Source organism: Variovorax sp. dw_308 (assembly GCF_019207085.1).
Taxonomy (GTDB): domain Bacteria; phylum Pseudomonadota; class Gammaproteobacteria; order Burkholderiales; family Burkholderiaceae_C; genus Variovorax.
Map to the genome: position 1 here is coordinate 180,663 of NZ_JAATOM010000002.1, position 18,059 is coordinate 198,721.

Annotated in this window: 19 protein-coding genes; 6 read left to right on the forward strand and 13 right to left on the reverse strand. The window is 68.0% G+C overall.

Features of this window, described 5'->3' with window-relative positions; translation table 11 throughout:
- Positions 1 to 23: 23 nt before the first annotated feature.
- The 4 genes from HCU76_RS04100 (at position 24) to HCU76_RS04115 (ending at position 3,692) form a co-directional block, all read left to right on the forward strand.
- The gene (locus tag HCU76_RS04100; protein ID WP_218508552.1) at positions 24 to 491 is read left to right on the forward strand and encodes a nuclear transport factor 2 family protein; all 468 of its coding nucleotides are present in this window, start codon (positions 24 to 26) and stop codon (positions 489 to 491) included.
- Between the two features lie 9 nt (positions 492 to 500).
- Positions 501 to 1,976, forward strand: coding sequence for an SRPBCC family protein (locus HCU76_RS04105; RefSeq protein WP_218508553.1), 1,476 nt, complete (start codon positions 501 to 503; stop codon positions 1,974 to 1,976).
- A 28-nt stretch (positions 1,977 to 2,004) separates the two neighbouring features.
- Positions 2,005 to 2,382, forward strand: coding sequence for a VOC family protein (locus HCU76_RS04110; RefSeq protein WP_218508554.1), 378 nt, complete (start codon positions 2,005 to 2,007; stop codon positions 2,380 to 2,382).
- 74 nt (positions 2,383 to 2,456) lie between these two features.
- Positions 2,457 to 3,692, forward strand: a complete 1,236-nt coding sequence (locus HCU76_RS04115; RefSeq protein WP_213956478.1) for an MFS transporter — start codon at positions 2,457 to 2,459, stop codon at positions 3,690 to 3,692.
- 48 nt (positions 3,693 to 3,740) lie between these two features.
- On the opposite strand, the gene HCU76_RS04120 is transcribed toward HCU76_RS04115, so the two are convergent.
- A complete protein-coding gene (locus tag HCU76_RS04120) occupies positions 3,741 to 5,276 on the reverse strand; it encodes a tripartite tricarboxylate transporter permease (RefSeq protein ID WP_213956477.1) in 1,536 nt (511 codons plus the stop codon).
- Between the two features lies 1 nt (position 5,277).
- Positions 5,278 to 5,697, reverse strand: coding sequence for a tripartite tricarboxylate transporter TctB family protein (locus tag HCU76_RS04125; protein ID WP_371319760.1), 420 nt, complete (start codon positions 5,695 to 5,697; stop codon positions 5,278 to 5,280).
- 192 nt (positions 5,698 to 5,889) lie between these two features.
- Between HCU76_RS04125 and HCU76_RS04130 the strand changes: the two genes are divergently transcribed.
- Complete coding sequence (locus HCU76_RS04130) at positions 5,890 to 6,204, forward strand: type II toxin-antitoxin system RelE/ParE family toxin (protein WP_218508555.1); 315 nt, start codon at positions 5,890 to 5,892, stop codon at positions 6,202 to 6,204.
- Position 6,205: 1 nt separating this feature from the next.
- Entirely contained in the window at positions 6,206 to 6,496 is a 291-nt protein-coding gene (locus HCU76_RS04135; protein ID WP_213956475.1) for an addiction module antidote protein, read from the forward strand.
- Between the two features lie 84 nt (positions 6,497 to 6,580).
- On the opposite strand, the gene HCU76_RS04140 is transcribed toward HCU76_RS04135, so the two are convergent.
- From HCU76_RS04140 to HCU76_RS04190, 11 genes are all read right to left on the reverse strand, one after another.
- Positions 6,581 to 7,270 carry a substrate-binding domain-containing protein gene (locus tag HCU76_RS04140; RefSeq protein ID WP_256353985.1) on the reverse strand — a complete coding sequence of 230 codons (690 nt, stop codon included), beginning with the start codon at positions 7,268 to 7,270 and terminating at the stop codon, positions 6,581 to 6,583.
- A 58-nt stretch (positions 7,271 to 7,328) separates the two neighbouring features.
- A complete protein-coding gene (locus tag HCU76_RS04145) occupies positions 7,329 to 8,303 on the reverse strand; it encodes a tripartite tricarboxylate transporter substrate binding protein (protein WP_218508556.1) in 975 nt (324 codons plus the stop codon).
- An 88-nt stretch (positions 8,304 to 8,391) separates the two neighbouring features.
- Positions 8,392 to 8,658, reverse strand: coding sequence for a helix-turn-helix domain-containing protein (locus tag HCU76_RS04150; protein WP_218508557.1), 267 nt, complete (start codon positions 8,656 to 8,658; stop codon positions 8,392 to 8,394).
- Between the two features lie 20 nt (positions 8,659 to 8,678).
- The gene (locus tag HCU76_RS04155; protein ID WP_218508558.1) at positions 8,679 to 9,542 is read right to left on the reverse strand and encodes an oxaloacetate decarboxylase; all 864 of its coding nucleotides are present in this window, start codon (positions 9,540 to 9,542) and stop codon (positions 8,679 to 8,681) included.
- Positions 9,524 to 10,951: an FAD-dependent oxidoreductase gene (locus HCU76_RS04160; RefSeq protein ID WP_218508559.1), complete on the reverse strand. Its 1,428-nt coding sequence runs from the start codon at positions 10,949 to 10,951 to the stop codon at positions 9,524 to 9,526. Before HCU76_RS04160 ends, HCU76_RS04155 begins: the two co-directional genes overlap by 19 nt.
- Positions 10,948 to 11,565: a cysteine hydrolase family protein gene (locus HCU76_RS04165; protein ID WP_218508560.1), complete on the reverse strand. Its 618-nt coding sequence runs from the start codon at positions 11,563 to 11,565 to the stop codon at positions 10,948 to 10,950. The genes HCU76_RS04160 and HCU76_RS04165 overlap by 4 nt, the downstream gene beginning before the upstream one ends.
- On the reverse strand, positions 11,562 to 13,628 hold the full coding sequence (locus HCU76_RS04170) for a hydantoinase/oxoprolinase family protein (protein WP_218508561.1): 2,067 nt from the start codon (positions 13,626 to 13,628) through the stop codon (positions 11,562 to 11,564). Before HCU76_RS04170 ends, HCU76_RS04165 begins: the two co-directional genes overlap by 4 nt.
- Complete coding sequence (locus HCU76_RS04175; protein ID WP_218508562.1) at positions 13,629 to 15,320, reverse strand: hydantoinase B/oxoprolinase family protein; 1,692 nt, start codon at positions 15,318 to 15,320, stop codon at positions 13,629 to 13,631.
- Positions 15,313 to 15,831, reverse strand: a complete 519-nt coding sequence (locus tag HCU76_RS04180) for a 3-isopropylmalate dehydratase (RefSeq protein WP_218508563.1) — start codon at positions 15,829 to 15,831, stop codon at positions 15,313 to 15,315. The genes HCU76_RS04175 and HCU76_RS04180 overlap by 8 nt, the downstream gene beginning before the upstream one ends.
- Complete coding sequence (locus tag HCU76_RS04185; RefSeq protein WP_218508564.1) at positions 15,828 to 17,099, reverse strand: 3-isopropylmalate dehydratase large subunit; 1,272 nt, start codon at positions 17,097 to 17,099, stop codon at positions 15,828 to 15,830. Before HCU76_RS04185 ends, HCU76_RS04180 begins: the two co-directional genes overlap by 4 nt.
- Complete coding sequence (locus HCU76_RS04190) at positions 17,096 to 18,055, reverse strand: tripartite tricarboxylate transporter substrate binding protein (protein ID WP_218508565.1); 960 nt, start codon at positions 18,053 to 18,055, stop codon at positions 17,096 to 17,098. The genes HCU76_RS04185 and HCU76_RS04190 overlap by 4 nt, the downstream gene beginning before the upstream one ends.
- Positions 18,056 to 18,059: the final 4 nt, after the last annotated feature.

Consider the following 18,059-nt stretch of genomic DNA (forward strand, 5'->3'; position numbering starts at 1 on the left):
CCGCGCCTGGAAGGTCATCCACGATGAAGCGACTCAAGGAATTGGCAGTGGTCTGCGCGATGGGCCTCTGCGCCTCCGGCGCATGGTCCGAACCGATGAAGCTGCCGCCGTTGAAGAAGCAGCCCACCGTCGAGAAAGTGATCGCCGAGCACATCGACGCGCTCAACAAGTCCGACTGGAACCGCCTGATGGCGCAATACCCGAACGATGCGCAGATCCACCTGCCCAACGGCCAGGTCGTCAAGGGCCGCGCGGCCGTCGGCGAGTTGTTCGCCGGTTTCGTCAAGGCGCCGCCGGACGGATTGAAGGGCATCCGCTTCAGCAAGGTCAGCGCCATCCAGGTGGGCGACACGATCGCCATGAACTGGAAAGCCGAAGCCGCCTTCCTCGAAGAGCCCTACACGGGTTCCGACGCCTACATCACGAAGAACGGGCTGATGGCCGCCATGGTCAGCACCTTCGACGGATCGAAGCTCAAGTTCAAGAAGTAGCCCGGGCACATGCTGCAGAAAGTCGTCCGCTCCACCATCATCGACGCGCCTATCGAACGCGTGTGGGCGGTGCTGCGCGACTTCAACAGCCACGACCAGTGGCACAGCGCCATCGCGGAGAGCCGCATCGAAGGCAACGAACGCAGCGACCAGGTCGGGTGCGTGCGCAGTTTCACGCTGAAGGACGGCAACCGCATCCGCGAGCAACTGTTGACACTGGACGACACGCAGCACAAGAGCACCTACTGCATCGTCGAAGCCACGTTGCCGCTGCAGCGCTACGTGGCCACGGTGACGCTCAAGCCCGTAACCGACGGCAACCGCACCTTCTGGCATTGGGAGTCGACCTTCGCGACGCCGCCGGGCATGGAACGCGAGTTGCGCGAGACGGTGGCCAAGGGCGTGTACGAGACCGGCTTCGACAACCTGCGACAGCATCTGCTGCAGGGCAGCGACCTGGGCACGGGCCGTGGTGGCGCCATGCCAACCGCGCTGCCCGCGTCGACGCGCCGCGTGGTGTTGAAGCGCTACGGCGGGCCGGAAGAACTGCAAGCGGAAAACACCGATGCCGCGCCGCCCCGCGCGGGCGAAGTCCGCATCCGGCAGCGCGCCATCGGCATCAACTTCATCGACGTGTACCTCCGGCGCGGCTGGGTGCCGCAGATGCTGCCGGTGTCTGCAAGTTCGCCGGGCGTGCTGGGCATGGAGGCGGCCGGTGGCGTGATCGATGTCGGGCCGAACGTCTCCGGCTTCCTGGCCGGCGACCGGGTGGCCTACCTCGGCTCCGTGCCGGGCGCCTACTGTGGCGTGCGCAGCGTGCCGGCCGAATGGGTGGTGCGGCTGCCGGCGGCAGTGGAAGACGAGATGGCCGCCGCGCTGCTGCTCAAGGGCATCACGGCCGACTACCTGCTGCATGACCTGGGGCGCGTGCAGCGCGGCACGCGCCTGCTGGTTCATGCGGCAGCGGGTGGCGTGGGGCTGCTGGTGTGCCATTGGGCGCGCAGGCTGGGCGCGGTCGTGATCGGGACCGTGTCGAGCGATGCCAAGGCCCGCGTCGCGCGCGATCACGGCTGCGAGCACGTCATCGTCACACGCGACTACCGCTTTGCCGACACGGTGCAGCGCCTCTGCGGCGGCGCCGACGTGGTGATCGACGGGCTGGGCGATGCCGCCCGCGACGAGAACCTGGCCGCCCTCGCCCGCCGCGGCCACTGGATCAGCCTGGGGCAGGCCAGCGGCCCGCTGACGCCGCTTGCCCCTGATGCGCTGGTGGCAAAGTCGCTGAGCTTCTCGCGGCCCGTGGTGTTCGACTATGTGTCGACGCAGGCGCAACTGGCCGAGCGCGCGCAGCGCGTGTGGAATGCGCTGGCCGAGGGCGCGATCCGGCCGCCGCCCATCGAACGCTTCTCGCTCGACGCCGCTGCGCAGGCGCACGCGCGGCTCGAATCGCGCGCCACCACGGGTGCGCTCGTGCTGGTGCCATGATGAACCACACACTCAATGGAGAGCGCCCATGATCGTCGGCATGAACCACTTCACCATCACCGCGGAAGACGAGCAGAAGACGCTGGACTTCTACACCGGCCTGCTCGGCCTCAAGGTCGGCCACCGGCCCGACCTCGGCTTTCCCGGCGCCTGGCTCTACGGCACTGGCCCGCAGGCGGTGCTGCACATGTACTTCGGCCGCCCGGTGCCGGCGCAACGCACCGGCGTGATCGACCACATGGCCTTCACCGCGCAAGGCCTGCGCGAGGTGAAGGCGCGCTTTGACGCGAGCGGCATCAAGTACGACCTGCGGCAACAAGCGGGTGCCGGCACCTGGCAGCTGTTCTGCCTCGACCCGAACGGGGCCAAGGTGGAGTTGGACTTCGATCCGTCGGAGCAGCTTTGAGCCCACGCTGAGCAGGCGCGTCGGACAATCCCGCGGGCTCCTGCGCCCACGCCGGCGCGCCATGACAATCCGGCATGGCTCCCCCTTCCCTGCCCGCCTCCTCCGCCCAGCCCGAGTTCTCCCTCCGCAAGATCGCCATCCCGGCCTTCGGCCCCTCCCTGCTCTTCGGCATCGGCGAAGGCGCCATCCTCCCCATCGTCCCGCTCACGGCACGTGACCTCGGTGCCTCGGTCTCGATGGCCGCGCTGGTGGTCGCGCTGATCAGCATCGGCTCGCTGCTCAACAACATCCCCGCATCGCTGATCACCATGCGCTGGGGCGAGCGCTGGGCCATCGTCGTGGCAGGCATCTGGAGCGGCCTGGGCATGGCCTTGTGCATCTTCACCTCGCACCTGGGCCTGTTCGCCGCGGGCTGCCTGATGGTGGGCATGTCGCAGGCCGTCTACAACCTCGCGCGGCAGAGCTACATGACGGAGGCGGTGCCGGTCATGTACCGGGCGCGGGCCCTGTCCACGCTCGGCGGCGTGATGCGCATCGGCATGTTCATCGGTCCCTTCCTGGCGGCCGCGGCGGTGCATGCCTTCGGACTGTCGGCGGCCTACGCCATCGGCATTGCGGGCGTGCTGGGCGCAGCGGCCATCGGCGCGCGCATTCCGGACCTGGAGGCGCCACCGCACCCGGCCGGGCAGGACGCACCGGCAGCTCCCACCCTCGTCTCGACGCTGCGCGACCACCACCGCGCCTTCCTGACCGTGGGCGTGGGCGTGGTGCTGGTGAGTGCCGTGCGGGCCTCTCGCCAGGCCGTCATTCCCCTGTGGGCCGAGCACCTGGCGCTGGCGCCCGCGGTGGCCTCGCTGGTCTATGGCCTGGCCGGCGGCATCGACATGCTGGTCTTCTATCCGGCGGGCAAGGTGATGGACCACAAGGGCCGGCGCTGGGTCGCGGTGCCGTCGATGCTGGTCATGGGTATCGCGATGCTGCTGATGCCGCTGACCACCGGCTTCGCCACGCTGCTGGTGGCCGCGCTGGCGATCGGCTTTGGCAACGGCATCGGCTCGGGGTTGATCATGACGCTGGGCGCGGACCACTCGCCTCGCCACGGGCGGGCGCACTTCCTCGGCGTGTGGCGTCTGATGTCGGACATCGGATCATCCTCCGGCCCCGCCCTGCTGTCCTTGCTGGCGGCCAGCATGTCGCTGGCACTGGGCATTGCCGCCACCGGGCTGATCGCGCTGGTGGCGGCTGGGGTGCTGGCTTGCTCGATTCCGCCCCGTCGCGCGGGAGGCCCGGCGCACGGGGAGAATCGCTAGGACGCTTGCCGCGCGGCGTCCCCGGTGCCTTCGAGCGCCGGTCGGCGATCAGCCCGCAGGCTGCTCGATCGGATCGACAGGCGCCTGGTCTCCCGGCAGCATCTTCTTCTTGCGCACCTGCCGCACGAATGCCACCAGTTGCCAGATCACGAAGATGGCAATCAACGCCATCAGCGTGCCGGAGATCGGACGCTGGACGAAGGTGCCGAAGCTGCCCCGGCTCAGGAGCATGGCGCGGCGGAAGTTCTCCTCCAGCATCGGCCCGAGGATGAAGCCCAGCATGAGCGGCGAAGGGTCCAGCTCCAGTCGCATGAACATGTAGCCCATGAGACCGAACGCAGCCGTGATGTAGATGTCTTCCATGCTGTTGTTCACGCTGTAGGTGCCGATGCAGCAGAAGAACAGGATCGACGGGAACAGCACGGCGTACGGGATCTTGAACACCGACAGCCAGTAGCGCACCAGCGGCACGTTCAGCACCAGCAGGAACACATTGCCCACCCACATGCTGGCCACCAGGCCCCAGAACAGCTCGGGGTGCGCCGCGATCATGTTCGGGCCCGGCTGGATGCCCTTGATGATGAAGGCGGCCAGCATCAGCGCCATCACCGCGTTCTCGGGGATGCCGATGCTCATCAGCGGGATGAAGCTGGTGCGCGCGGCGGCTTCGTCGGCCGCGGCCTGACCCGCCACGCCTTCGATGCAGCCGGTGCCGATCTCGTCCCGGTACTTGCTGACCTTCTTGTCGATCGCGTAGGCCGCGAACTGCGCGATGGTCGGGCCGCCGCCGGGCAGGATGCCGAGGAAGGAACCGACCACGCTGCCGCGCAATGCGCTCGGGATGATCCGCTTGAACTCCGCCCAGGTGGGGATCAGGTTGATCTTGCCGTTGAAGGGCGAGCGCTCCTCGCGCGAGTCGAGGTTCTTGGTGACCTCGGCGATGCCGAAGCAGCCGAGCGCGATGCTCACCACGCCCACGCCGTCGAACAGGAACGGAAGATCCATCGTGAAGCGCGCTGTGCCGCTGTTCACGTCGGTGCCGATCTGTCCGAGCAACACGCCGACCATCGCCATGGCCAGCCCGTTGAGCAGGCTGCCGGTGGTCACGAAGCTCACGCACACGAAGCCCACGAGCATCATTGCGCAGTAGTCGGCCGGGCCGAACAGGAAGGCCACTTCGCCCAGCGTCGGCGCCAGGAAGGTCAGCACCAGGATGGCGACGGTGCCGCCGATGAAGCTGGAGACGCCCGCCGTGAACAGCGCGAGGCCGGTCTTGCCCTTCAGCGTCATCTGGTAGCCGTCGATGCAGGCCACGATGCTGCTGGCATGCGGGATCTTCATCGTGATGGCGCTCACGCTGTCGCCGTATTGCGCGCCGTAGTAGATGCCGGCCAGCATGATGAGCGCGCCGGTGGTCGGGATCGAATAGGTCAGCGGCAGCAGCAGACTGATCGTGGCCAGCGGGCCGAGGCCGGGCAGCAGGCCGACGAGCGTGCCGACGACACAGCCGATGGCACAGTAGAGGAGGTTCGAGTAGGTCAGTGCGTGCTCGAAGCCGAACGCGAGGTTGTGGAGGGCTTCCATGTCAGTACAGCGGCAGGTTGAGGCCAAGCCCTTTTTGGAGCGCCAGCGCCATCAGGAGCAGGCCGGCGGTGATCTTGACGTTGCGCATCCAGGAGTAGGAGGTGCCGGCCATGGTGGAGCAGAACACCAGGAAGATGATCCCGGCGATCATGTTCACGTAGGTGGAGATCAACGCGAGGCCGCAGAGGCTCGCCATGATGATCGCGATGTTCCTGAAGTTGAGGTTCAGCTTGACCGAGTCGACGAAGAAGGCCCGGATCAGCGAGACCAGGCCGATGACGAACAACAGCGAGCTGATCATGGCGGGGAACAAGCCCGGCCCCGCGCGGCTGAAGTCGCCGATCGGATAACGCAATGATTGCAGGCCGAAGGCCAGCGCAATCGCCATGAGGAAGATTCCCCTGACTATGTTTCTGTTCATATGCACAACGAGTTGTCTCCGGTAATTGACACCCTCGCCAGTCAGGCCGGAACGATCGGCCATTCACCAGCTGGGATAACTCGATGTTCCTGCGTGGAGCCTGACCGAACTCTGACGGGAACCTGAGGGGAATTACTTATCGCGGGGTCCTGGATTGGAGAATTTCTGCTTGCGCTTGACTTTTGTATCCATATGGATACGATTCATCCCGTAGTCACTTTCCTGCGGACTTCAGAATTCGACGCTTGGCTGAGCGCATTGCGTGACCCAGCGGGCCGTGCCCGAGTCATTGCCCGAATTCGGTCGGCCGAGCTAGGAAGTTTTGGTGACTGTGAACCCGTGGGCACTGGCATCTCGGAGATGCGAATACACGTCGGGGCAGGCTACAGGGTTTACTTCGCTCGCAAGGGCGACGTCGTGTACCTGCTGTTGTGCGGTGGCAGCAAATCGACCCAGTCGCGGGACATCAAGCGGGCCAAGGCGCTCTTGGCGAGCATGGGGATCTGATATGAAAAACGTTGCTGCATTTGATGCCGCCGATTACCTGGATACGGACGAAGTCATCGCGGAATACATCAATGCCGCCTTGGAGGACGAGAATCCCGCCGTCTTTCTCCAGGCCATTGCCGATGTTGCGAAGGCGCGCGGAATGTCCCGACTGGCCAAGGACGCCGGTCTTGGGCGCGAGAGCCTCTACAAGGCGCTGGCACCTGGCGCCAAACCGCGCTATGACACAGTTCTCAGACTTCTGCGAGCCTTGGGGGTGGAACTCCACGCCACGCCTTCTCATTCCGCATAGGCTGAGTCCGGCGGGATTTCCGGTCAACAGTCGCCGCTCGCCTTGCCGATCAGCCGTCCCATGTGGAGTGTCTCCGTGGTTCGATCAGGCCGGCTGCATGCCGTGCCTTCGCTTGGCATCGGCACAGTCTTCCGAGTCCATGAAGTCGAGCAAGGCGCGCACCGCCTCCGATTGCGCGCCTCCAATGCCTGGGGCGGCGGAGAAGATCGTCGTGATCTGGCTCTCGGCTGGCAAGGGGCCGATGAGGTCGATGCCCGCGAGGCCGATGAGTTCGCTCATCTGCTGGAAGCCCAGCGCCGCCTCACCCCGTGCAATCAGCAAGCCGACCGGCACGCCGGGAGGCGCCTGCACCAGCCGTCCCTGCAACTCGGCCTCGATGCCCCAGCGCTGGAACATCGCCATCAGCGCCACGCCGCTGGGCCCCGTCGAATAGGCGACGATGGAAGCCTCGCGCACCGCCCTCCGCAGTGCGTCCCCGGTGGAAATATCCGGCCGCGCCGCGCCCGCGCGCACCGCCACGCCCACGCCGGAGCGAACCAGGTCGACCTTGCCGGCCCCATCGAGCCGGCCTGCGTCGACGAGCTTGTCGATGGCATCCGAAGCCAGCGCCACCACGTCGAACACCTCGCCCGCCGCCACCCGCCGCGCCGCTTCGACGCCTCCGACCGCCTCGACCGAGACAGCCACGCCGCTGCGTTGCGCATGAGCCGCCGCGAGTTCCTCCAGCAACCCCTTCGTGGCCATCGAGCAGATGAACCTGATCGCATTCCTCATACCGTCTCCTGGGTGGCGTGCGCCGCCTTGATCCCCGGCGCCCGGCGCTTGAGCCTTTTCAATCGGGCTTGATGCTGGCGTCGCGGATCAGCTTGCCGTAGCGCGCAGCGTCGCTCTTGAGCAGCTTCTCGAACTGCGCCGTCGGCCCGGGCAGCGGCACGCCGCCGGCCGCGGCCAGTTGCTCCTTCACCTCCGCCGACTGGATCGCCTTCTGCACCGCGTCGTGCAACTTGGCCAGGACGGGTGCAGGCAAGCCGGCCGGCGCGACAAAGCCGTACCAGACGCTGGCTTCGAAACCCGGATAGCCAGACTCGGCCACCGTCGGCACGCCCGGCAGCACGGCCGACCGGTCAGCGCTCATCACGGCGAGCACGCGCAGCTTGCCGGACTTGGCCAGCGGCAGCACCTCCAGCGCATTGACGGCCACCACGTCGACATGGCCGCCGAGCACATCTGTGAGCGCCTGCGCGCCACCCTTGTAAGGCACATGGGTCAACTGCAGGCCGGCGGTGTGCTGGAACAGTTCCATCGCCAGGTGCGGCGTGGAGCCATTGCCCGGCGTGGCGACGCGGATGCTGTCCGGCCTGGCCTTGGCCGTCGCGACCAGTTGCGCGAGCGTCTTGATCGGCGAGCCCTCGCCCACCGCGAACACCACCGGCACGCGGCCGACCAGCGCGATCGGCGTGAACTCGCGGTCGAGGTCATACGGCGCGGGCTGGAACAGCGAAGGGTTCACCGCCAGCGCATTGGCCGCCAGCAGCAAGGTGTAGCCATCCGGCGCGCTGGTGGTGAGCGCCTTCACCGCGATATTGGTGCCGGCGCCCGGCCTGTTCTCCACCACCACCGGCTGGCCCAGGGTCACGGCCATGCGCTGCCCGACCGAGCGCGCAATGGCATCGACCGCGCCGCCCGCGCTGTAGCCGACCAGGATCCTGATGGGCTTGCTGGGGTACGCGTCGGCTGCGACGGCAACGGTGCCGAGTGGGAGGAGCGCAGCAAGCGCGAGGGCGCAGCGGGCGAGGAGTGATTTCATGGCATGTCTCGAATCGTGATGTGCGGCCAGTGTCGAGTCCAATGCCGTTGCGTGGCGTGAATTCGGCTTGGCTTGCCTTCACACTTTTTTATCGAAGGGGATCGATGCCAGGCCGATGCAGCGACACCGGAATCTCGTAGAGTGCCAGCATGCCGAGCACATGGCCTATCGCGACGCCCGGCTCGCCCGATTCGATGCGCGCGATCGTCTGGACGTGCACGCCAAGCCGCGCGGCCGCCGCGGCCTGGCCCTCGCCGGCAGCAATGCGGCCCTGCCTTGCCGCAGCGCCCATGTCCTTGATGGCGCGCAGCGCGTCGTCGTGGATGTCGACAGAGATTCGTTTGCCTTGGGCCATCGGCGCATTGTCCCCGAGCGCTACTCGTACCGCTTGCCGAGCGCCATCAACGCCGGCGTCTCGATCACCTCGTTGAGCCCGTCGAAGTCGAGCATGCGCTCGCGCCACGGCTCGGTGGTGCGGTGCTGCTTCAGGCTCGCGTAGTAGCCCTGCAAGGTATGGACCACGGCACGCGCGGTGCCGCCCGGAAAGATCGCGATGCGAAAGCCGTGCGCCTGCAGCGCATCGGCATCCTGGATCGGGGTCTTGCCGCCTTCGACCATGTTGGCGAGCATGGGGATGCGATGGGCGAAGCGGCGGCAGGCCGTATCCATCTGCCCAGGCGATCGCAATGCCTCGATGAAGAGTGCGTCGACGCCGGTCTCCAGGTATGCCTCGGCCCGGTCCAGCGCGGCCGCCAGGCCTTCGACGGCCACCGCGTCGGTGCGCGCAAGGATCAGCGTGTCGGCCGAGCTGCGGGCATCGAGCGCCGCCTTCAGCTTGCCGACCATCTCCTGCTGGCTCACCACGGTCTTGCCATCGAGGTGGCCGCAGCGCTTGGGGAAAGTCTGGTCCTCGATCTGGATCATCGCCGCGCCCGCGCGTTCGAAGCCGCGCACCGTGCGCTGCGTGTTGAGCGCATTGCCGAAGCCCGTATCGGCATCGATGATCACGGGCAGGCTCACGCGCTCGGTGATGCGGGCCAGCGCATCGGCGACCTCGGTGAAAGTGGTGAGGCCCACGTCGGAGCGGCCCAGCAGCGTGTACGCGATCGACGCGCCAGACAGGTACAGCGCCTCGAAGCCGGCCTGCTGCGCGACCAGCGCGCTCAGGGCGTCGTACACGCCGGGCGCCAGCACGATATCGCTCGACGCGAGGCGCGCCTTCAGGGTGATGTTGGCCATGGCATTTGCTTCCTTGCTTTGATGATCAGCGCGGCCGCCGAGCGCGCCGCGATGTAGCCGCCGGCGACGGCGCTCAGCAGGCCGTTGCCCGAGAGGTAGCCCCAGACCACGTCGCCCGATACGCCCCCTGCCGCGCCGCCGGCCGCGAACAGGTTGGGCAGTGGCGAGCCATCCTGCCGGAGCACGCGGGTGTCGCTATCGATGTCGAGCCCGCCCTGCGTGTGGAACAGAGCGCCCGTGACCTTCACCGCGTAGAAAGGCGCATCGAGCCCGCGCTTGAAGACGCGTCCATCCGCCTGCGGCGCGGCGCCTCGCATGGCATCCAGCGTGCCTTGCAACACGGACGCATCGCAACCCATGCATGCCGCCAATCCGGCCACCGAATCGAAGCGTCGCAACGCACCCGCAGCTTCTGCTTCGCAGAAATCCGGGAAGCCGCGCGCCAGCGCCAGCAAGGGCGGATCGAACACGTTCCACGCGATGCCGCCCGGCTGCGAGAGCACATGCACGGCCGCTTCCGAGTAACCCTGCGTCTCGTCATGAAAGCGCCGCCCTTCCCTGTTGACCTGGATGCCGCCTTCCATCATCACGGCCCATGTCATCAGCGCGCCCTGCGGCGTGACCCACGAGCCGTGCCCCTGGTAGCCGCCAAGGTCGCGCAGGCGCGCGCCCAGCGCTTCACCCCAGAGGATGGCGCTGCCGTCGTTGCCCACGTGTCCGCCGAATGTCGCGTCGGCCATTTCGGGGAGCAGGCTGCGCACCATCTCCGGATTGCCTCCGAAGCCGTTGCAGGCCAGCACGAGCGCATCGCAACCCAGCCGCTCTTCCTGACCGTCGGGGCGCAGGTAGCCGACGCCGATGGCGCGGTCGTCGGCGTCGAACCAGAGGCTTTCCACCACGGCTTGCGTCAGCACCGGAATGCCGGCCGCATCGACGGCAGACTGCAGGGCCGCCATCAGTGCGGTGCCCGTTTTCTGCCCCATCGAATGCATGCGATGCACGCTGTGTCCCGGATAGAGAAAGCCGTCGAGCAGCATCCATTCGAGGCCATGCCGCTCCTGCAACGCATCGAGCGCAGGGCCGATGGAACGCGCGTACGCATCCACCAGCGCAGGCATGGCGCGGCCATGCGCCTTGGCCTGGATGTCCCGAGCGAACAGCCCGGCGCTGTCCTCGACACCCCGCGCTCGCTGCGCACGCGTGCCCGGCGCAGGTATGAAGCCGGAGGACAGCGCGGTCGAGCCGCCCGGCGCCGCGTCACGCTCCAGCACCACGCAGTCGATGCCCGCGTCATGCAGCATCAACGCCGCCGTGAGCCCGCAGGCGCCGCCACCCACGATGGCCACGCTGGCATGCACCTGCGCATCAATGCGGGACGCCCGGCGAATGCTGCGATGCGGCGTCGTCATTCCAGCAGCTGGACGAAGCCGGCGCAGTCGGTCACCTCCGCCACGTTGCGCATGTCGGCGAGCGAGACCTCGTGCCGTTCCACGCCGAAGGCCGCGCAGCCGTCGTCCAGCACCAGCGTCCGGTAGTCGCGCATGTGCGCATCGCGCACGGTGCTGGCCACGCCGCCGTTGGTGACGATGCCGCATACGGCCACCGTGTCGATGCCGCCCCGGCGCAACACCCAGTCGAGTTGCGTGTGGAAGAAGGCCGAATAGGCCACCTTGCAGACCACCAGGTCGACCAGTTCCTCCAGTTCGTCCACGTTCTCCTGGCCCCAACTGCCGGGCGCGAAGTCGCCCTTCTTCAAATAAGGGCGCAATGCTCTCAGATGCGGCGACACCATCGGCTCACCGGTCGGATCGGGCCACAGCGTGAACTGGCTCGCAGCCACCATGCCGCCCGCGGCCTTGAGCGCACGCGCCACCTCGGCAACGCGCGCGGGCAGCAACAAGGCCGGCGGATTCGAGTCGCCACCGCGCGCATAGGCGCCTTCGGGATGCAGGAAGTCGTTCTGCAGGTCGATGATGACCAGCGCCGTGTTCCGCGCGACGACGGGCATGGGGTGCGCGCTCATTTCAGGCTCACCAGCAGATTGCCGAAGGCATCGACCTCGGCCTGGAAGCCGGGCTCCAGCCACACGGTGGTGTCGGCCTGTTCCAGGATCGCCGGGCCATCGACCCGCGCGCCCACCGGCAAGTCGAGCCGCGCAAAGCGCAGCGCTTCATGCCATTCGCCATGATGGAACACGCGTTGCGTGCCCAGCGGCTCGGTGCAGCCGACGCCATGGGGCGCGAGCACGGCCAGGTCGAACTTGGGCCGCACGCCGATACGCGCATAGCGCAGGTTCATCACGCGGATGGCGATGCCGTCGAGCACGCGGCCAAAGGCCGATGCATAGGCCTGCTCGAATGCGTGCTGGATGCCATCGCGCGTGAGCGTTGCCGTGCTGTCTTGCGCCATGGGCACCGGCAGCGTGTGCGTCTGCCCGGCATAGAGCATGTCGAAGGCCACCATCTCGCGCACCTCGTCGAAACGCACGCCCGACGATTCCAGTCGCTGCTGGCACGATGCCGACAGCTCGGCGATCCGCCGCCCGACTTCGCCGACATCGAGTTCGTCCAGCGGCTTGTTGAGCGTCTGCACCGCGTCGTGCCGCATGTCGGCGATCACGCAGCCCAGCGCCGACGTCACGCCGGGGTAGCGCGGCACGATGCCCGTGGTCACGCCGACCTCGCGCATCATGGCGCAGACATGCAGCGCGCCGCCGCCGCCGAAGGGCATGTAGGCGAAGCGGCGCGGATCGTGGCCCTTCTCGATCGACACCAACCGGATCGCACCGGCCATGCGCGCGTTGGCCACGGTGAGGATCGCCTCGGCCGCCGCGTACACGTCCAGTCCCAGCGGCCCGGCCACATGGTCCTCGATGGCCTGCCGCGACTTCTGCGCATCCAGCGCCGCGAGCAGGCCGCCACCGAGCGGCCTGTCCGCCGCGATGCGGCCCAGCAGCACGTTGGCATCGGTCACGGTCGGGCGCATGTTGCCGCGGCCATAGCACGCCGGCCCCGGCACGCTGCCGGCCGATTCGGGCCCGACCTGCAGCATGGCGCTCGCATCCACCGACGCGATCGAGCCGCCACCCGCGCCGATGGTCTCGATCTGGATCATCGGCGAGCGGATCACCATGCCGAACTCGATGGCCGTCTGCGCCGCGAGCGCGGCCTCGCCACTGGCCACCAGCGACACGTCGAAGGAGGTGCCTCCCATGTCCCCGGTGATCACGTTCGGAAAGCCGGCTGCGCGCGCAATGGCGGCGCAGGCGATCACGCCCGCGGCCGGGCCTGACAGCGCGGTGCGCACCGGCAGGTCGCTCGCGGTCTGGCGCGACATGACCCCGCCGTTGCTCTGCACCACCAGCAGCTCGCCGGCGAAGCCGTGCGCGCGCAGGTCGGATTCGAGACGTTCAAGGTACTTGCCGACCACGGGCTGCAACGCGGCGTTGAGCGTGGCCGTCGAGCAGCGCTCGAACTCGCGGATCTCGGGCAGCACTTCGCAGGCCGAGGTCACGTGCGGGTTGGGCCACAGCGCGCGCACGGCCGCGACGGCGAGGCGTTCGTTTTCCGGGTTGGCATAGGTGTTGATGAAGAACACGCAGACCGCCTCGCAACCGGCGTCGAGCAAGGCGCGGGTCTCGGCGCGCACCTGTTCGAGGTCGACCGCCGTGTGCAGCGTGCCGTCGGCCAGCACGCGCTCATCGACCTCGCGGCGCAGTTCGCGCGGCACGATCGGCACGAAGCTGCCGCGCAGGCCCCAGGTCTGCGGCCGGTCGCGCCGGCGCATCTCCAGCACGTCCCTGAATCCGCGCGTCGTGATGATGCCGGTGCGGGCCACCTTGCGTTCCAGCAGGGCGTTGGTGCCGACCGTGGTGCCATGCACGATGGTCGAGATGGCCGCGGCCGAATCGGCCACGCGCGCCACGCCGTTCATGAAGCCGCGCGCTTCCTCGCCGCGCGTCGACGGCACCTTGACGATGCGTGCCGTGCCCTCGGCTTCATCGAGCACGAAGAGGTCGGTGAAGGTTCCGCCGACATCGACGCCCACGATCAATGAGCGGTCCCTGCTTTCAACTGTTGCGTTCATTCAGGCGCTTTCGTCATCGGTGCCGTCATTGGCGGCATAGCCCATCGCGCGGTCCCGCTGCCGCTGCGCCTCGTCGCGCAGGGATGCGGGGCCCCAGCCGCCGCCGCCGGGCGTCTCCAGCCGCACCCGCTCGCCACGCGCGAGGCGGATGCCGCGCATCTTCGAGAGCATCGGCGGCACGTTCCATGCGCCATCGTTCTCGTAGCGGAACACGTTCATCGCGCCCGGACCGCCGCCCGCGATGCCTTTGGGCGGCGAACTGCCGCGTTCACCGAAGACGAAGACCTCGGCATCCTTCTCGAGCAGTTCGATCTCGTAGACGGCGCCGAGTCCGCCTCGGTACTGGCCGTCGCCGCCGGAGCCGCCGCGCAGCGACCATTCGGTGAAGCGCACCGGGTACGCGGCCTCGAGGATTTCCAACGGCGGGATCGTCGCCGTCGAGATCGGCGCATTGCCGTGCGACAAGCCGTCGCCACCCGAATGCGCGCCATGCCCGCCGCCGAAGAAGCTGAACATCACCCACTGCTGCCCTTCGCGTCCCTTGTCGGAACGATGCCCCGCGATCGACAGCGCATTGATGGTGCCGTAAGCCTGCGCCACGGCGCGCGTCGGGTCGGCCTGCGCGGCCGCGCTGAAGATCACGTCGATCATGCGCAGGATGGTCTCGGTGTAGCCGCCGACCGGGCGCGGGCGCTCGGCGCTGATGACAAGGCGGTCCGGTAGCACGAAGTCGACGGCATCCAGCACGCCGGCATTGGCCGGCACGTCGGGGAACAGGTGCTTGAGTGCGACGTAGCAGGCCGCGATCGCCGTGGCGCGAGAGATGTTGACCGGCCCGGCGCACTGCGGCGAGGTGCGCGAGAAGTCGAGCAGCAGGCGGTCGCCGGCCACCGTCATGTCGAGCGCGATGGTCAGCGGCACGTTGGTGATGCCGTCGTTGTCGAGCACGTCCTCGAAGCTGTAGCGGCCGTCCGGCAGCGAGGCGATGTGCGAGCGCATCAGCTTCAGTGCGCGGCTGCGCAACTCCGTCATGGCTTGCAGCACGAGGTCGTCGCCGTATTCGTCGAGCAGGCCGTTCAGGCGCCGCGCACCGAGTTCCAGCGCGGCCAGCTGGCCGTTGAGGTCGCCCCAGAGGCTGGCCGGCAGGCGCGTGTTGGCGCGCAGGATGGCGAGCACGTCTTCATCGATGCGCTCATCGCGCACGATGCGCACCGGCGGGATCTGCACCGCCTCCTGCCAGCATTCGGTGGCGGCCGGGTTGTAGTTGCCCGGCACCGCGCCGCCCACGTCGTGCCAGTGCGCGGCCGAGGCCATGTAGCACCAGAGCTTGCCGCCGCGGTAGAAGGGCCGCACCAGCTTGAAGTCGTTGGCATGCGTGCCGCCGTCATAGGCGTCGTTGGTGATCCAGGTCTCGCCTTCCTTCATGCCGCCGCGCGGATTCGCCGCGGCCACGGTGGCACGCACCGCGAAGGCCATCGCGCCGACGAACACCGGCAGGCCGGACTTGCCCTGGATCAGCGTGTCGCCCGTGGCCGCGTCGTAGAGGCCGTGGCAGGCATCGTGCGCCTCGGCAATGATGGGATTGAAGGCACTGCGGTAGAGCGTCGCATCCATTTCGTCGGCCACCTGTTCGAGGCGGCCGCGCAGGACGGCGAGCGTGACGGGGTCCATCACGGGAGGCTGGTCAGACATCGAGGGGTTCCTTGCCGGCGCGCTGGCGCAGTTGGTTCATGAGGCCGCCTGCGCGCACCATGTCCATGAGAAAGGCGGGCACCGGCTCGCAGGCCAGGCGCATGCCGTTGGGCGCGATCACCGCGGGTTCACCGGTGTCGATGCGGATGCGGTCGCCCTCCTGAATCACGTCCACCTGCGCGCAGGTCAGCAATAGCAGCCCGAGGTTGATCGCATTGCGAAAGTAGAGACCGCTGTAGGACGGGGCAATCACCGCCGAGACGCCCAGCTTGACCAGCACCGCCGCAGCCTGCTCGCGCGATGAGCCGATGCCGAAGTTCGGCCCCGCCACGATCACGTCGCCACCGCGCACCGCGCTCGCGAACTCGGGTCGCACGGATTCGAGGCAATAGGCCGCGATCTTGTCGATGCCATGCTTCATCGCATGCCCGGGTGCGAGCACGTCGGTGTCGATGTCGGCGCCCAGGCGCCAGACGCGATGGGTCGAGCCGGGCCCGATGCGCTTGCTCATGCCAACACCTCCCGTGGATCGCTCACGCAACCACGCAATGCCGAAGCCGCCACCGTGTACGGCGAACCCAGATAGACCTGCGCACTCGGCGAACCCATGCGACCCTTGAAGTTGCGCGCCGTGCTGGAGATCACCGTGACGTCGTCGCCCATGGCATCGCCGTAGCCGGCGCAGGCCCCGCAAGTGGTCGGGAAGAGTTCGGCGCCAGCATCCAGCAGGGCTTGCAGCACACCCTCCTGCCGCGCCTGCTCCTGGTCCTGCAGGCTCGCGGGCGCGACGATGAAGCGCACGCCTTGGGCCACCTTGTGCCCGCGCAACACTTCCGCCGCGGCGCGAAGGTCCTCCAGCTTGGCGCCGGTGCAGGCGCCGATGTAGGCCACGTCGATGGCCGTGCCCGTGTACTTGCTCACGCCATGCGCGTTGGCGGGGCTGTGCGGCGCGGCGACGTAGGGCTCCAGCGTCGACGCATCGAACCGGTGTTCGGTGAACCGGGCGTCCTCGTCGGTGAACCATCGCGCCGTGTCCACGCGCGGGACGCCTGCCTGCACCAGGAACGCGGCCGTCGTGGCATCCGGTGCGATCAGGCCGACCTGCGAGCCCAGCTCCGCGCTCATGTTCGACAGCGTCATGCGCTCCTGCATCGACAGCGCCATCACGGCCGGCCCGCAGAACTCGATCGCCTGGTAGCGCCCGCCGTTCATGCCGAAGCGGCCGATCATGTGCAGCATCATGTCCTTCGCCGTCACGCCCGCGGACAGCGCGCCGTCCCACCCCATGCGGATCGTCTCGGGCACGCGCAGCCAGATCTCGCCGGTGACCATCACGCCGAGCATCTCGGTGCTGCCGACGCCGAACATGTACGCGCCGAACGCGCCACCCGTCGGTGAATGCGAATCCCCGCCGACGCAGAACATGCCGGGCCGGATGTGGCCGTGCTGCGGCACCACGACGTGGCAGATGCCCTGGCTGTCGTAGACATGCGGCAAGTCCTGCTCGCGCGCCCATTCGCGCGCGATGCGCACGATGCGCCGCGAATCGTCGTCGCGCTCCGGCACGTAGTGGTCCATCACGAGCACCACGCGCGAGCGATCCCAGATCCGGGCCCCGAGGTCTTCGAGCATCGGCTTGAGGCGTCGCGGGCCGGAGGAGTCGTGGAACATCGCCAGGTCGACCTTGCAGGTGACGATCTCGCCGACGCCGACCGTGTCGCGCCCGCAGGCCTTGGCGACAAGCTTCTGCGCCAGCGTTTGAGGCAATGCGGCGTTCATTCCGGCTTCGCCCCCGAAAACTTGACGACCTTCGCCCAGCGCTTGATCTCGCCCTGCACGAAAGCCGAGAACGGCTCCGGCGCATCGCCGACCGGAATCGCACCCTCGCTGTCGAGGCGCTTGCGCATCTCCGGGTCCTTGATGGCCTGCCGCGCCGCGTCGCTCAATCGCTTCGACACCTCGGGCGGCATGTTCGCGGGCCCGAACAGGCCGAACCAGGCACTCGACTCGTAGCCCGGCAAGGTCTCTGCGATCGCGGGCACATCCGGGAAGGCCGGCAGCCGCTTCGCCGATGTCACGCCGAGCGCCTTGAGCTTGCCGGCCTTGATGTGCTGTTGCACGTTGCCGACCGCGGCGAACATCAGTTGCACCTGGCCGCCGAGCACGTCCTGCACGGCCGGCGCGGTGCCTCGGTAGGGGATGTTCACGATGTAGACCCCCGCCTGCATCTTGAACGCCTCGCCCGCCATGTGCAGCGACGAGCCGATGCCGCCGATCGCGAAGTTCAACTGGCCCGGTTTGGACTTGGCCAGCGTGATCAGCTCGCGCACGTCCTTCACCGGGACCGCCGGGTTCGCGACCAGGACCGATGGCGAGGTCGCGACACAGGTCAGTGCCGTGAAGTCCTTGACCGGGTCGAAAGGCAGCGTCGGATACAGCGTCGCGTTGATCGCGTGGCTGGTGAAGCTCATCAGCAGCGTGTTGCCATCGGGCGGGGCCTTGGCCACCGCATCGGCCGCGATGTTTCCGCCGGCGCCGGGCCTGTTCTCGACGATCACGGTGCGACCGCCGAGCGCCGGGCCCATGCTGGCCGCCAGGGAGCGCGCCAGCGTGTCGGTCGAGCCGCCGGCCGGTGCGCCCACGAGGATGCGCACCGGCGTGTTGCCGACTTGCGCGAATGCGCCGCGCGCCAACACTGCGGCGCCAGACGAAATGAGGATGTCCCGACGTTTCATTTCT

Excerpts from the sequence above, each read along its gene's own strand:
- HCU76_RS04185 (WP_218508564.1), bottom strand. The coding sequence starts at position 17,099 with ATGAACGCCGCATTGCCTCAAACGCTGGCGCAGAAGCTTGTCGCCAAG.
- HCU76_RS04100 (WP_218508552.1), top strand. The coding sequence starts at position 24 with ATGAAGCGACTCAAGGAATTGGCAGTGGTCTGCGCGATGGGCCTCTGC.
- HCU76_RS04155 (WP_218508558.1), bottom strand. The coding sequence starts at position 9,542 with ATGGCCAACATCACCCTGAAGGCGCGCCTCGCGTCGAGCGATATCGTG.
- HCU76_RS04170 (WP_218508561.1), bottom strand. The coding sequence starts at position 13,628 with ATGAACGCAACAGTTGAAAGCAGGGACCGCTCATTGATCGTGGGCGTC.
- HCU76_RS04180 (WP_218508563.1), bottom strand. The coding sequence starts at position 15,831 with ATGAGCAAGCGCATCGGGCCCGGCTCGACCCATCGCGTCTGGCGCCTG.
- HCU76_RS04130 (WP_218508555.1), top strand. The coding sequence starts at position 5,890 with ATGGATACGATTCATCCCGTAGTCACTTTCCTGCGGACTTCAGAATTC.
- HCU76_RS04190 (WP_218508565.1), bottom strand. The coding sequence starts at position 18,055 with ATGAAACGTCGGGACATCCTCATTTCGTCTGGCGCCGCAGTGTTGGCG.
- HCU76_RS04160 (WP_218508559.1), bottom strand. The coding sequence starts at position 10,951 with ATGACGACGCCGCATCGCAGCATTCGCCGGGCGTCCCGCATTGATGCG.
- HCU76_RS04135 (WP_213956475.1), top strand. The coding sequence starts at position 6,206 with ATGAAAAACGTTGCTGCATTTGATGCCGCCGATTACCTGGATACGGAC.
- HCU76_RS04105 (WP_218508553.1), top strand. The coding sequence starts at position 501 with ATGCTGCAGAAAGTCGTCCGCTCCACCATCATCGACGCGCCTATCGAA.
- HCU76_RS04140 (WP_256353985.1), bottom strand. The coding sequence starts at position 7,270 with ATGAGGAATGCGATCAGGTTCATCTGCTCGATGGCCACGAAGGGGTTG.
- HCU76_RS04125 (WP_371319760.1), bottom strand. The coding sequence starts at position 5,697 with ATGAACAGAAACATAGTCAGGGGAATCTTCCTCATGGCGATTGCGCTG.
- HCU76_RS04150 (WP_218508557.1), bottom strand. The coding sequence starts at position 8,658 with ATGGCCCAAGGCAAACGAATCTCTGTCGACATCCACGACGACGCGCTG.
- HCU76_RS04115 (WP_213956478.1), top strand. The coding sequence starts at position 2,457 with ATGGCTCCCCCTTCCCTGCCCGCCTCCTCCGCCCAGCCCGAGTTCTCC.
- HCU76_RS04175 (WP_218508562.1), bottom strand. The coding sequence starts at position 15,320 with ATGTCTGACCAGCCTCCCGTGATGGACCCCGTCACGCTCGCCGTCCTG.
- HCU76_RS04110 (WP_218508554.1), top strand. The coding sequence starts at position 2,005 with ATGATCGTCGGCATGAACCACTTCACCATCACCGCGGAAGACGAGCAG.
- HCU76_RS04165 (WP_218508560.1), bottom strand. The coding sequence starts at position 11,565 with ATGAGCGCGCACCCCATGCCCGTCGTCGCGCGGAACACGGCGCTGGTC.
- HCU76_RS04120 (WP_213956477.1), bottom strand. The coding sequence starts at position 5,276 with ATGGAAGCCCTCCACAACCTCGCGTTCGGCTTCGAGCACGCACTGACC.
- HCU76_RS04145 (WP_218508556.1), bottom strand. The coding sequence starts at position 8,303 with ATGAAATCACTCCTCGCCCGCTGCGCCCTCGCGCTTGCTGCGCTCCTC.